Genomic DNA, 14,733 nt, shown 5'->3' with positions numbered 1-14,733 from the left:
AAAAGCACAAATTTTAAAATGAAATTAATGTTTGTTTTAATATCAGCATTTGCATTATCAGGTTGCGGAGGAAGTAACTCTGATGGTTCATCGAAGTCAACCTACAACTCCTGCAAGATCATAAGTTCACAAGCAACGTTTGCCGCTGACAAAGATAATGACCTTAAGCAATGTTGGAACGCTCCAGGAAACGGTTATGAAAGCAAAGGAGATGCTATGCAATGGTGTGAAAGGCAGATTAATGCATATATGTCTTCGCGTTATGTTATTGGGCACACAGTGTCTTACATGGTCGAGTCAACCTACTGTAAGTAATTGAACATATAATAGAAAAACCAGCCAAAAGGCTGGTTTTTTTATATTTATCCAATGCAATTGGGTCGCAGTTTTTATCTGCAACCCAATACCGCACTTAGGCTTGTGGGCGCATCGCTGGGAATAGGATCACGTCACGGATAGTGTGAGTGTTAGTAAATAACATCACTAAACGGTCGATACCGATACCTTGACCTGCTGTTGGCGGTAAACCGTGTTCCAGCGCAGTGATATAGTCTGCATCGTAGAACATGGCTTCATCGTCACCCGCGTCTTTGGCGTCAACCTGCGCCTTAAAGCGGCTGTCTTGATCTTCAGCATCGTTTAACTCGCTGAAACCGTTAGCCACTTCACGGCCACCGATGAAGAATTCAAAACGGTCGGTAATGAAGTGATTGTCATCGTTACGACGTGCCAGTGGCGAAATGTCCGCTGGGTAGCCAGTGATGAAGGTCGGTTGCATTAGCTGCCATTCAGCGGTTTCACCGAAGATTTCTTCTAATAGCTGACCACAGGTCCAGAACTTCTCGATCTTGATGCCTAAGCTAATAGCCAGTTCACGCATGAATTCAAGATCTTTCACTTGCTCATAGGTCATGGCTTGGATAGTCGCGTTGTCAGGATTGTACTTCTGAATCGCTTCTAACATGCTTAAACGGGCATATGGGCCACCGAAATCAACAGTGTGCTCGCCGTATGGCATTTGCGCGCTGCCTAACAGTTCAATCGCGATAGAGCTTAACAGTTCTTCGGTTAAGTCCATCAGATCTTTGTAGTCAGCATAGGCCATATAGAATTCCATCATAGTGAATTCTGGGTTATGGCGTGGCGACAGACCTTCGTTACGGAAGTTACGGTTGATTTCGAACACACGCTCAAAACCACCTACCACTAAACGCTTGAGGTATAACTCTGGCGCGATACGCAGGTACATTGGCATGTCCAGCGCATTATGGTGCGTGATAAATGGACGGGCAGAAGCGCCGCCTGGGATCACGTGCATCATTGGGGTTTCAACTTCCATGAACTCTTTTTTGATCATGAAGTTACGGATAGCTGCAACCACTTTTGAACGCATTACGAAGGCTTGACGAGATTCTTCGTTAACGATTAAGTCCACATAACGTTGGCGGTAACGGGTTTCTTGGTCAGTTAAGCCGTGGAATTTTTCTGGCAGAGGACGCAGTGCTTTAGTCAGCAGTTGGTACTCTTCCATGTTCACGTACAGATCGCCTTTACCAGACAAGTGCAACTGACCAGTTACGCCGATGATGTCACCGATATCCAAACCTTGGTATTTATCCTTCAGATCCGCTTGAACGCCCTTTTCAGCATAAGCTTGGATGCGACCAGACACGTCTTGGATCACTAGGAATGGGCCACGTTTTGCCATGATACGGCCAGCGATGCTGGTTCTAAAACCTAAGGCTTCGAGTTCTTCCTTAGTGTTTTGACCGTATTTTTCCTGCAACTCAGCCGCTTTATGGGTGCGACGGAACGTATTAGGGTGAGCATTCGCGCTGCAGTTCGGGCGAATGCTGTCTAGCTTGGCACGACGCTCGGCAATCAGTTTGTTTTCATCTTGTACTTGTTCAGTCATCTTATTTCTCGTCTATACCTTTGAATTAATTACAGCCCTGATTTCAAACTGGCTTCGATAAACTTGTCCAGATCGCCATCGAGTACCGCTTGGGTATTGCGCGTCTCCACGCTAGTGCGTAAGTCTTTAATACGGGAATCATCCAATACATAAGAACGAATTTGGCTGCCCCAACCGATGTCAGATTTGGCATCTTCCGCGGCTTGCTTTTCGGCATTTTGCTTATGCATTTCTAATTCGAACAGTTTGGCTTTTAACTGTTTCATCGCCGAATCTTTGTTCTTGTGCTGTGAACGGTCGTTCTGGCACTGCACTACCGTGTTGGTCGGTAAGTGGGTAATACGTACCGCAGATTCGGTTCGGTTTACGTGCTGACCACCGGCACCCGAGGCGCGGTATACGTCGATACGTAAGTCAGCAGGGTTGATATCGATGGTGATATCGTCATCAATCTCAGGGTAAACGAATACCGAGCAGAAAGACGTATGGCGACGACCCGATGAGTCAAATGGTGATTTACGCACTAAACGGTGCACGCCAGTTTCGGTACGTAACCAACCAAAGGCATATTCACCGGTAAACTTAATGGTCGCGCCCTTAATACCAGCCACGTCACCGTCGGTCACTTCCATCAGCTCAGGACTGAATCCGTGGGCTTCACCCCAACGCAGATACATACGCAGTACCATGTTGGCCCAATCTTGCGCCTCTGTACCACCACTGCCCGACTGAATGTCTAAGTAACAGTTTGAGGCGTCCTGTGGACCAGAGAACATACGGCGGAATTCGAGTTCGGCCAAACGGCTCTCTAAATAATCCAGCTCTTTGGTGGTTTCATTGAAGGTGTCTTCGTCTTCTTCTTCGATGGCAAGCTCAAGTAGACCTTCAACGTCTTCTAGACCTGAGTCCATATCATCGATAGTTTTTACGACGGCTTCGAGGCTGGCGCGCTCTTTACCTAGGGCTTGAGCACGTTCTGGCTCGTTCCACACCTCAGAACTTTCAAGTTCACGGCTGACTTCTTCTAGACGCTCATGCTTAGCATCGTAGTCAAAGATACCCCCTAAGAAGCTGCGTACGCTCGGCAAGCTCCTTAATTTTGAATTTTACTGGATTAACTTCAAACATGGATTTTTAACTTCGCTTATTTTTGCCGTTTTAATGGGTTTCCCATCAAAGCAGGCGGCGCTTAACGGTAATTGCAACCGCGCATTTTAACCTAACAACGCTGGTAAACCTAGGGCGTGATAGCGTTTCACTGCGATTTTATCAGCATAAAAAGCACCGTTAGGGTCAGCAGATTAACAGACAAAGCCGAGTTAAGACTGTGATCTTACATGAAATTGCCAGCTTGACGCCCCGATTCAATTAAAAATTAAGTTTACTAAACAGTGATAATCACTAAAAACTGCATAGGATTAAACAAGATACAGATAAAACACATATAAAATGCTGAGATAATCACAGTATTCCACCAATAAACTTTCATCAGCGCACAGTCTGACGCCTGTTTGTGATGACAGCAGCAATTTAGCATCAAACTTCCCTCGACCATAAGCGTCTTCTAAAGCGCTCTAGTTATACTCAAATCCACCTTAAGCCTGCCATGCAGCAAGCACCCTACAAATATAAAAGGCCATGGGATGATAGAACTTCGAATCGATAATCAGATAGTCTCGGCCGAGCCGAGCGATAACCTATTACACGCAGCCCGTAAGGCGGGTATTGCTATTCCCAGCCTGTGCGATCCCACTGACGCCTCACGGCAATTGGACACGCAAGCCCATGCCGAAAAGCAGGACTGTAACCTCTGTCTGGTGCAAATCGAAAATAGCGATGCCAGTCTGCGCTGCGTTAAAGCCTGTGAAACCCCAGCCCAAACAGGCATGAAGGTCATCACCCAATCGGCGTTTTTAACCAAACAGCGCCAAGCGGCACTGAACACCATCTTGAGTGATCACTTTGCCGATTGTGAAGCGCCCTGCCAACAGGCCTGCCCTGCGGGGGTCGATGTACAAAGCTATCTCTACCACATTGCCCAAGGTGACCACACCCAAGCGATTAAAGTCATTAAAGACACTCTGCCACTGCCGCTGTCGATTGGCCGTGTCTGCCCCGCGTTTTGCGAAACCGAATGCCGCCGCGGCCTCGTCGACGACCCTATTGCCATCCGCCAACTCAAGCGCCACGCTGCCGATTTAGATTTAGCCGATGACGAGCACGGCAATAGCTATCAACCGCCACGCCTCGCTGACACGGGTAAGAAAATTGCCATTATAGGCGCAGGTCCTGCGGGCTTAAGTGCGGGTTATTATCTTTCGAATCAAGGGCATAATGTCGAGATATTTGAAGCCATGCCCAAGGCGGGCGGTTGGCTGCGCTACGGTATTCCCGAATACCGTTTACCCAAGGCGATTCTCGATAAAGAAATCGAGCTGCTGTGTCGTAATGGTTTAATCATTCATACCAATACTCGCCTCGGCCATGAGATCCACTTAGCCCAGTTGGTCACCGACTTCGATGCGGTGTGCCTTGCGATCGGCGCCCAAAAAGCGGTGCCAATGAATTATAAAGGCTCGGAGCTGGCGGGCTGTTATCTTGGAGTAGATTTTCTTAAGGATCATTGCCTCGATAAGCAATTGAAGTTGGGTAAAAAAGTCGCAGTCATCGGCGGCGGCAATACCGCCATCGATTGTGCTCGTACAGCGGTACGTGAAGGCTGCGATGTTACTTTAATCTACCGCCGTACCCGCGCCGAAATGCCCGCCGAAGCTTACGAAGTACACGAGGCCGAAGTCGAAGGAGTAAAATTCCACTTCTTAACCAATCCCATTGAAAATCATAGTGATGCCAATGGACATGTACAGTCGGTTACCTTTAGTATAATGGCGCTCGGCGAAGCCGATGCTTCAGGCAGACGCGCCCCCGTGGACACAGGGGAAACCTTTACCGAAGCCTTTGATACTGTTATCGCCGCCGTCTCGCAGGCACCAGACCTGAGCTTTATGCAAGATCCCATGGGGCAACTCAGCCATGGCGAGCTGGCACTCAGTCGCTGGAACACCCTCATTGGTTGTGAGCAAACCATGTCATCGGGTGTGGAAAAACTGTTTGTGATGGGCGATGCCCGCCGCGGCCCAGCGACTGCCGTTGCCGCGATCGGTGATGGCCGAAAAGCGGCAAAAGCCATTGATAAAATGCTTCAAATTGGCCTTAGCTGTGATTTACATGCCCACGATTTTAACTCGGTAAAAACCATTCCGAGCGGCCTTAAGCAAGCGAAAGCAACATCAGAAGCTGCACCAACGCTTTATCCCCATACGCCACGTCAGCCCCGCTTGAAAATGCCCGAACTCACAGCACTACAACGGCTGCTGAATTACAGTGAAGTCGAATTGGGCTTTCCCGCAGATGCCGCTATGCAAGAGGCGGCACGTTGCCTTGAGTGCGCCTGCCAGGCCAATACCGACTGTAAACTGAGGGATTACGCCACGGATTATGGTGTTGAGAGCAAAAGCTTACTCACTGAAAATGCACGGCATTTCAGCGTAGATAAGAGTTCACCCTTTATTCAATTCGATGCCAACCGTTGCATTAGCTGCGGCAAATGCGTTGATGTGTGCCAGCAGCAGAGCGGCCACTGCGCCATCCAATTTACCGAAGATTCCTATCAGGCGCTGCCACAGGAAATCAGTCAAAGCCAAGTGCGCCGCGCGCCGAGAGTTGGCTTTAGCGCAAGTATGGCCGATAGTCGCTGTGTACAATGTGGCAACTGCGTGCAAGTGTGTCCCACTGGCGCACTGGTCGATGCGCGGGACAAACGCCAAGGTGATAAAACAGCACTTAAAACCGCCTCGACGATTTGTACTTACTGCGGTGTAGGCTGTCGTCTGGATCTTAAAATTGACCCTAACACCAATCGCATTCGCCATATCGAAGGCAATAAAGACTCGGTTGTTAACCAAGGCATGTTATGTGTTAAAGGGCGTTTTGGTTTCGATTTTATTCACAGCGACAAACGCCTAACAACGCCATTGATACGTAAAAAAGGCGAGCTACAACCTTGTAGTTGGCCCGAAGCCATCGCCTATGTGGCGAAATGCTTAACCGAGATAAAACAGCAAGATGGCAGCAACGCGATCGCTAGTCTCGCCTCGGCCAAAGCGACTAACGAAGATAACTTTGTGCTGCAAAAGTTTGTCCGCAGCGTTCTTGGTACCAATAATATCGATCACTGCGCCCGCCTATGCCACTCATCGACGGTAACGGGCTTACAGCAGAGTATTGGTAGTGGCGCGATGACCAATGATATTCCAAGTATTAAGGACTCGGATGTTATCTTTATCATCGGTTCAGACACCACCTGCGCCCATCCGATTATTGCCTCAAAAATCCAGCAGGCGGTAATGCAGCACGGCGCACGATTAATCGTGGCCGATCCTAAACGCGTAGGCATAGCAGAAAAGGCCGAACTCTATGTTGCCCACAGACCGGGCACGGATGTGATGCTATTAAACGCCATTATGGCGGAAATTATTCGCCACGATTGGCAAGATAAAGCCTATATCGCCGAGCGTACTGAAGGGATCGAGGGCCTCTATGCGGAATTAGCGAAGGAGGATTACTCCCTCGAAAACGCCGCCCTAATCACAGGCGTTAAGGCTGAGAATATCGCCCGCATCGCGCGTACCATAGGCACTGCACAAAAAACGGCGGTTTACTACGCCATGGGCATCACTCAGCATACGACAGGCCACGATAACGTCACCGCCATTTCTAACCTGCAACTACTCTGCGGCAATATCGGAGTATCAGGGGCGGGTATCAATCCGCTACGCGGCCAGAGTAATGTGCAAGGGGCTTGTGATATGGGTGCATTACCCAACTACTTCACAGGCTATCAAAAGGTCACGGATATTCATGCCAGAATGCGCTTCGAAAACCACTGGCAAACGCCGTTATCGGGGGAAATTGGCGTCACGGCAACCCACATGATGCACGACATTGCCAAGGGCAAAATCAAAGCCTTATATGTGATGGGTGAAAATCCAGTGCTGAGCGATCCCGATCAAGCTCATGTGCTTAATGCACTGAGTCAAATCGAGTTTCTGGTAGTGCAGGATATCTTTTTAACCGAGACGGCCGAGCTTGCCCATGTGGTCTTGCCCGCCGCCGCTTTTGTAGAAAAACGCGGTCACTTTACCAATACCGAGCGCCGGGTGCAGCGACTCGAGCAAGCGCTTGCCTCACCGGGGGAAGCCTTACCCGATTGGCAGATCGTACAAGCGCTGGCTAATGCCATGGGCGCAAACTGGGATTACAAAGATGAAGAGGCTATTTGGTCTGAAATCAATGTATTAACACCCCAGTATCGCGGTATTCGTTGGGAAAGATTAACCACAAGTGCAGAGGGTAAAGTGCCTCAGGGTATTCAATGGCCCTGTCCAGATGAAAATCATCCGGGAACACCGATTATGCACCAGAGTCAATTCACCCGCGGTTTAGGCTTATTTACGCCCGTCAGTTATCGTCTTCCCGCCGAAATGCCCTGCAACGAGTACCCACTGACGCTATCAACGGGGCGGCTCTTAGAACAATTCCACACAGGTACACTCACCCGTAAAACACCGGGACTGGATTTACTCGGCGCACCTAAAGTGATGATTTCAGTCTATGATGCCGAGCAACTCGGGATAAATAATGGCGACAAAATTAGCCTTATCACCCGCCGCGGCGAGATTGAGATAGATGCCTTTGTGACTAAACGCGCCCAAGCCGGTGTACTGTTCTTGCCGTTCCATTTTGTCGAAGCCGCAGCGAACAAACTCACCATCAATGCCTTAGATCCCGTGGCTTATATCCCTGAATATAAGGTTTGCGCAGTAAGAGTTGAAAAGGTGACTAAGCGGGTTATCGAACCAGCCTAAACAGATATTTGGGGATACGACTCAATAAATGGATATAAAAAACGGGAGATGTTATCTCCCGTTTTATTTTATAACTCAATAATTAATCAGTATTAAATTTTAAACTGCCCAACTAACTTGCCAAGATTGGTCCCTTCCTGCGACACAGTCTGACTCACCCTTGCCGCATCTTCACTGGAATGCAGCAGCTCATTCACGATTTCTTGGATAGCATAAACGTTACGGTTAATTTCCTCGGTCACAGAGCTTTGCTCGGTCGCCGCAGTGGCAATTTGGGTACTCATATCGTTAATCGCCGTTACCGCCGAGGTAACCGAACCTAAGCTTTCAGAAATAGCACGGGAAGATTCAACCGAGCGCACACAACTCTGCTGACTCTCGTCCATGGTTTTCACCGCCTGCGAGACCAGCTTATGCAGCTCAGATAGCATTTCATTAATTTCTAAGGTGCTTGCCTGAGTTCGGCTGGCTAAGTTACGTACCTCATCGGCTACCACGGCAAAACCTCGTCCCTGTTCACCGGCTCGGGCGGCTTCAATGGCTGCGTTAAGAGCGAGCAAATTGGTTTGTTCGGCAATGCCACCAATCACCGACAATACGCTGTTAATCTTCTGCGATTGTTCACTCAACGATTTGATACTGCCCGCGGCATTATTAATTTGTGCCATCAACCCAGTAATTTCTTCTAATGATGCATCGACACAGCGCTGAGCATTAGCAACATCGCCTGTGGCCGCATGCGTAGCTTCGGCCACTTGGGTGGTGTTTTGCGCGACTTCACTCGCGGTAGATGACATTTCAGTAATCGCGGTAACGACTTGGTCAGTCTCATTGTTGTGACTGAGCAGTTGGTGTGACATCACTTTCGTTTGGTCATGAATAGCATTGGCAGCCGTTTTGACTTTGGCGGTCGCATTGGCCACATCACCGATAATGGTTTGTAGCTTATCGACAAACAAGTTAAAAGCTCGACCTAATTGAGCAATCTCGTCTTCACCTTTAACTATTAAGCGCTTAGTTAAATCCCCTTCACCCTTAGCAATATCATTAAGATTATCAGCCATATTTTTGATCGGCACGACCATTCGATGGGCGGCGACCATAATGATAAACGCCGTAATCCCCGTTAACACAATGGCGATTAGGAGGATCATAAACGATTTCTCAGCCATCTGTTCAGTCACAGTTTGACGATAATCTTCAACTACGGCTTCAATATCATCAATATAAGCGCCAGTTCCTAACATCCAGTCAGTACCTGGAACCATCATCACGTAGCTTATCTTCTCAATTTGCTCATTGGTATTAGGCTTCTGATAATAGTAAGAAAAGTTACCATCACCCCGTTTCGCCGCATCCAGCAAACCAACAATAATCTTGGTGCCGCGCGGGTCGGTCATATCGATTTTGTTTTGACCTTCTAAATTAGGTAATAAAGCATGGAATATATTTTTACCTTGGGAATCATACATAAAGAAGTAACCCGCACTGCCAAAACGAATATCTCGCAATGCTTGATTCACATTACCTTGCTCCTTTAAGGACAATTGGTATTGCACAATTCCCGCGGCAATTTCGGTCGCTTCTTTAATTTGTTGTTTACGTTCGCCCACTAATTTTGTTCTAAAGGTCACAACCTCTTCCGCGAGAGATTCCTGTTCGACATAGTAGGAAACAGTCATTAACACTAATAAGGTCAAGATGAGGGGAAACAAAGATAACAGCAGTAATTTATTACGCAGGCTTAAATTCGACATGCTCGCTTACTCCAGAGTGATTTAGCTTATATTTATTATATTGTTGAAGTATAGCCAAAAAGGTGCATCCACTTAGCGCCTAGGTTAACAAAATTTTCTATAGAGGATAAAAATTATACTCAACTGATTTTAAGCTAATAATATCAGTCCTATACCACATAGACTGAAACCTAAGACTAGTAACAACATCTGCGGTTTAAAGAGTTTTAATGCACCCAAACCAAGCAAGACAACAGCCATATCCACCGCAGATAACACCCCTTGGGTAAACACGGGTTGATACAGCGCCGCCGCCAATAATCCCACCACACAGGCATTCACGCCCGAAAGCATGCCAGCAATCTTGGGTCTGGCGGCAATCGCGTGCCAACTCTTTAAGCCCACCAGCATCAATAAAAATCCCGGTAAGAATATTGCTACAGTTGCGATGGCCGCACCGACAAAGGGATTGTCTAGCATCATCTCAGCGCCAAGGAAGGTGGCAAAGGTAAACATCGGCCCAGGCACAGCTTGGGCAAAGGCGTATCCGGTGAGAAAACGATCGCCGCTCATCGTATCACCCACAGCGGTTTCAAGCAGTGGCAGCACCACATGGCCGCCACCAAAGACTAAACTCCCGACACGAAAAAACTCACCAAAAATCCCTGCTTCAATCCCCAGATTTAAGGCAAAAAAACTCGCCACAAATAAGACAATGAATAATCCTAAGCTCAGGTAATTTAACCTAATCGGTTCATCTTTACTGGACTCGCTCTCAGTCGCACTCAGGAATGACATACCTAAAATGGCAGCAAGCAACAGTAAGGTGATTTGTGTCCATAAGAAAGGCAGAATGAGTATCGCAGCGGCACTACCGAGCATGAGTAAACGCGCCGTTTGCCGTTGACAAAATTGCTTAAACATCGCCAATACCGCATCAGCAACAACCACGACGGCCAGCAGTTTTAAGCCATGCACAATGCCTTGCATGTACTCGTTACCTAACCAAGCGGCAGTCGTCACAGCGAGTAAATACATCAGCACGAAGGAAGGCAAGGTAAATCCAGCAAAGGCGGCTATCGCCCCTAAAAGCCCACCACGATGATAACCAATGGCAAACCCCACCTGACTCGATCCCGGCCCCGGCATAAATTGGCTTAAGGCTACAAAACTGGCATAACGTTTATCATCAAGCCAGGCGAGTTCGTTGACAAAGGTCTGGCGAAAATAACCAATATGCGCCGCTGGTCCACCAAAGCTCATCAGACCAAGAGAAAAAAAACGTAAGAATATCTGTAGCATAAACTTTGCCCTTCGATGCATAAAGTGAACAAGATTATGTCACTAAAAAGACAGTTTAATGAAAGCTAAATCAGCAAGACACAAAAATACTCAACCAAAGGTAAAATGAGCAAAATTCCTTTTTATCGACTTCTAAATTGACTATAGCGATCTACTGCTCAGGCGAGCATTCATTTAGATCGCTTAATCTTTTACCAACATGGCTAAGACTTCGAAATGATCCGAATGGGGAAAGAGATCGAATAACTGCACCTTAGTTAATCGATAGCCACGAATATGGGCGAGATCTTTAGCAAGGGTTTTGGGATTACAACTGGAATACAACATCGCCCTAGGGGCAAATTCACTTAAGGCGTGACACAGGGACTCACCAATCCCACGACGCGGCGGATTAACAATAATCAAATCGGGCTTTGTTTGCGCCGCATCACCCTTGGCAAAATCGGTGGAGTCGAGCGCCATAAACTGCACGTTATTCAGCCCCATCATTTGCGCCGACATCTTCGCGCAAGCAATTGCCTCAGCTTCGATTTCAATCCCAGTTAAAGGGATATCTTTGGAGGCACAGTGCAAACCAAAACCGCCCACACCACAAAATAAATCCCACAGCGAGTTTGGCGCAAATTCGCCAACCCACTCGCGGGCGGTTTGATACAGTTTTGCAGCAACCTGTGGATTCGTTTGAAAAAAGCTTTTTGGGCGAATAAATAACGGCACATCGTTAAAGCGCTCTTCAAGACGAGTATTTTCAGTTAAGAAAATTTCCTCATCCCCTTCAAGGATCGCCATATGAATGGGCTGAATATTTACCGATACGACGCTGATTTGTGGATATTCAGCCAGCAACGCGGGTAATTCCCGTTCAATACGGGCAATGGCATCGGATGAGCGCAGCACAAAACGCAGCATATATTCGCCGCGCACTTGGCTGCGCGTCAGTAGAATAAACTTAAGCTCGCCCTTGGCTTTATCGATACGATACGGCGGGATACCCGCTTGCTGCACAAAACGCTCCAGACGGTGGAGCAACGCTTGCATATCAGCAGGATACAGCAAGCAGTCACAGAGACTAACCGCCTCACCGCTTGGACTGACAATCCCCAGTACAGGCGCATGAGCCGCGCCAAGCACCACCATTTTCGCCTTGTTACGAAAACCTTGGTCTTCGCCCACTACGGGCGGCAAAAATTGGGTATTAGTATGCTCAACAAATGGGGCTAACAATTGCTGTAATTCTTGGGTTTTCACCGCTAATTGCATCGACATAGGGAGCTTAATATGACGACAGGATTGGCATTGGCCTTGTTCAAAATACCCACATTGCACTAATGTACTCACAGCATCGTACCCACAGCAGTTCCCGTCTATCTAATCTATTGAGATGGCGAGTGAAATTGAGATAACAACTGAAGCATAACAAATACCGTAACGGCCTCAGTTAAAAAGCGCCACACTTTAGCGTTTTTATGCCGAAAGATCATCTTCAACCACAGCATCACACCCAATGTTAGACAGAATTAAGTTAATCTGAGGCTGTCTACATCGGCGATTGGTGGACGTTTCCCTAACTTTTGTTCAATCCATTCAATTACTTCAGCAGAAGTGCTTCTAAAGGTCGTGAGTTTGCCACCATATAAACTCAGCAGCCTTGGATGTGAAACTGAGGTTTGCATTAAGGTATCCCTAGGCCGCTCAAAAGCGGAACTAGCCTGTTTAGGTAGCACTCGCACGCCGCAATAGGTTTGCACTATCTTAGCCTTAAGCTCCTCAATCGATGGGGAAAGTGGAAAGTAATGACGATAAATACCTAAGAGGTACTGAGTTTCAGATTCCGTTACTTGGGGAGGGGTATCGATGGACGTCAGCACTGTTTCAGTGGTGCCGATGAGCATTTGTCCATACCAAGGCATCACAAAAATCACCCGCTTATCGAAGCAGGATTCTAAATATAAAATCCCCTCAGGTGCAGGCAAGTCGAGCAATAAATGCGCTCCCTGCACCCAATCGATTTCAACACCCGCAAGAGGCGGCTCAACGTTAGCTAATACCTGATTAACCCAAGGGCCAGCAGCGTTTATCACAAGCTTGGCATCAATTTGTTGTACTTGGTCGCAATGGCGAAAGCTAAGCTCAATATGCTCCCGTAAATGATTGAGCTGCAAAAACTCTGCCTCAGCATAAATATGCGCGCCAAGTGCTTGAGCGCTTCGCGCCACTGCTTGAGTGAGTAATTTATCATCGGTTTGTGCATCCCAGTATTGGAATACCGCTTTTAACCCCGTGAGTTTAAGCCCGTTAAAACGATGCCAATGCACCGCGGGAATAGAGACAAAACGCCCAAGCGGGTCAAATTCACTCAACAATGCATATAAAGTCAGCCCAGCACGTATCGTCAACGGATTGCGTTGACTGTCCTGATAGACGGGAATGTAGAAAGGAACGGGTTTGACTAAGCTAGGCGCCAGATCCAGTAAATTACGCCGCTCAAGCAGTGACTTGCGCACGAGATTAACTTGCCCACTCTCAAGGTAACGTAGGCCACCGTGGATAAGCTTACTGGAATTGGCTGAGGTTTGGCCGCCAATCTCACCTTTTTCAATAAGTAAAGTTGAATACCCTGCCGCTGCGGCATATTGGGCAATGCCGACACCGCTGATGCCACCACCGATAATAGCAATATCGAATGAACTCATAGAGGTTTTATCCATCCTGACGTGCTTCTGGCTAATGTATCCCAATTCTTTCGAACAGAGATACCTAATCTACACTGTGCAACTGTGCCAATGCTTTATCACACATGGCTTTTAGCGCTTTAAGATCATCAATTTCAGCCCCAATTTTACAGCGCATTAAATGTGGGATCTCACTGGCCTGTCGCTTTAACGCCTGACCAGCAGAAGTCAAACTGAGCACCCGAACCCTTTCATCCTGTTCACTACGACCGCGACTCACTAATCCCTTCGACTCTAAACGTTTAAGTAACGGCGTCAATGTACCCGAATCGAGGAACAATTTATCTCCTAAGGTCTTCACGCTAATCCCCTGCTCCTGCCACAACACTAGCATGACCAAATATTGGGGATAGGTTAAATCTAGCTTATCAAGCATAGGACGATAGGCTCGCACCATGGCATTTGCTGCACTGTATAGAGAAAAACAAACTTGATTCTCTAGGCATAACACATTGTCTGTATTGGTGGTTTCAGACATTTCTAACGCCTTTTCCATTGAAGTTAACTCAGAGCTTGGCATAGTCATTCCAAAAAACTTAAATATATTGCGCACAATATACTTGCATTCACACTAAAGATCGAACTATAGTTTATCACAATTAAATTGCACGCAACTTAAATTAACTATTTAAACACTGAGGATCTAAACATGAAAACATTGTATGAAACCCGAGCAACCGCCAGAGCAGGTCGTCAAGGCCAAGTCAGTACCGATGATGGGTTACTCGATGTAGCACTCGCCTATCCAAAGGCAATGGGCGGAAGTGGATTAGCAACTAACCCTGAGCAACTGTTTGCAGCAGGTTATGCGGCTTGTTTCTCTAATGCGGTTTTGCACGTTGCCAAAATCGGCAAAGTGGCCATTACTGAAGCGCCTGTCAGTGCTGTGGTTGGCATTGGCGCCAATGATGCGGGAGGTTTTGCCTTAACTGTCGCCCTAGAAGTCAATCTTGACCTGCCGCAAGCTGAAGCCGAAGCCTTAGTACAACATGCCCATCAAGTGTGTCCATATTCTAACGCTACACGTAATAATATCGATGTAAAACTGAGTGTTAATGGCATAGCATTAAACTAAGCGCTTAACCATAGACTGAAAAGCACCTTGGGGTGCTTTTCAGTTA

General features: G+C 47.4%; 9 protein-coding genes. 2 read left to right on the top strand and 7 right to left on the bottom strand.

What is annotated here, in order from left to right; all coding sequences use genetic code 11:
• Positions 1-412: 412 nt before the first annotated feature.
• Positions 413-1,915, bottom strand: a complete 1,503-nt coding sequence (gene lysS, locus IEY09_RS17090; RefSeq protein WP_037414843.1) for a lysine--tRNA ligase — start codon at positions 1,913-1,915, stop codon at positions 413-415.
• Positions 1,916-1,944: 29 nt separating this feature from the next.
• A protein-coding gene (gene prfB, locus IEY09_RS17085) for a peptide chain release factor 2 (RefSeq protein ID WP_164925631.1) occupies positions 1,945-3,043 on the bottom strand; the annotation gives its coding sequence in 2 pieces (ribosomal slippage) (positions 1,945-2,967 and positions 2,969-3,043; 1,098 coding nt in all).
• A gap of 515 nt (positions 3,044-3,558) precedes the next feature.
• Between prfB and fdhF the strand changes: the two genes are divergently transcribed.
• Positions 3,559-7,842 carry a formate dehydrogenase subunit alpha gene (gene fdhF / locus IEY09_RS17080; protein WP_188872005.1) on the top strand — a complete coding sequence of 1,428 codons (4,284 nt, stop codon included), beginning with the start codon at positions 3,559-3,561 and terminating at the stop codon, positions 7,840-7,842.
• A 92-nt stretch (positions 7,843-7,934) separates the two neighbouring features.
• On the opposite strand, the gene IEY09_RS17075 is transcribed toward fdhF, so the two are convergent.
• The 5 genes from IEY09_RS17075 to ohrR all read right to left on the bottom strand — a co-directional run bounded on the left by IEY09_RS17075 (position 7,935) and on the right by ohrR (position 14,132).
• A complete protein-coding gene (locus IEY09_RS17075; protein WP_188872003.1) occupies positions 7,935-9,599 on the bottom strand; it encodes a methyl-accepting chemotaxis protein in 1,665 nt (554 codons plus the stop codon).
• A 129-nt stretch (positions 9,600-9,728) separates the two neighbouring features.
• Entirely contained in the window at positions 9,729-10,880 is a 1,152-nt protein-coding gene (gene chrA / locus IEY09_RS17070; RefSeq protein ID WP_188872001.1) for a chromate efflux transporter, read from the bottom strand.
• A 183-nt stretch (positions 10,881-11,063) separates the two neighbouring features.
• Entirely contained in the window at positions 11,064-12,218 is a 1,155-nt protein-coding gene (rlmC, locus tag IEY09_RS17065; RefSeq protein WP_188871999.1) for a 23S rRNA (uracil(747)-C(5))-methyltransferase RlmC, read from the bottom strand.
• Positions 12,219-12,397: 179 nt separating this feature from the next.
• Positions 12,398-13,573, bottom strand: coding sequence for a glycerol-3-phosphate dehydrogenase/oxidase (locus tag IEY09_RS17060; protein WP_188872020.1), 1,176 nt, complete (start codon positions 13,571-13,573; stop codon positions 12,398-12,400).
• Between the two features lie 64 nt (positions 13,574-13,637).
• Positions 13,638-14,132, bottom strand: coding sequence for a transcriptional regulator OhrR (gene ohrR, locus IEY09_RS17055; protein WP_099456924.1), 495 nt, complete (start codon positions 14,130-14,132; stop codon positions 13,638-13,640).
• A 129-nt stretch (positions 14,133-14,261) separates the two neighbouring features.
• Here ohrR and ohr point away from each other — a divergent pair, with 129 nt between their 5' ends.
• Complete coding sequence (ohr, locus tag IEY09_RS17050; RefSeq protein WP_047538267.1) at positions 14,262-14,687, top strand: organic hydroperoxide reductase Ohr; 426 nt, start codon at positions 14,262-14,264, stop codon at positions 14,685-14,687.
• The last annotated feature ends 46 nt before the right edge of the window (positions 14,688-14,733 follow it).

The organism is Shewanella xiamenensis, assembly GCF_014647135.1.
Classification (GTDB): Bacteria; Pseudomonadota; Gammaproteobacteria; order Enterobacterales; family Shewanellaceae; genus Shewanella; species Shewanella xiamenensis.
This window is presented reverse-complemented; position numbering and strand designations above follow the sequence as displayed.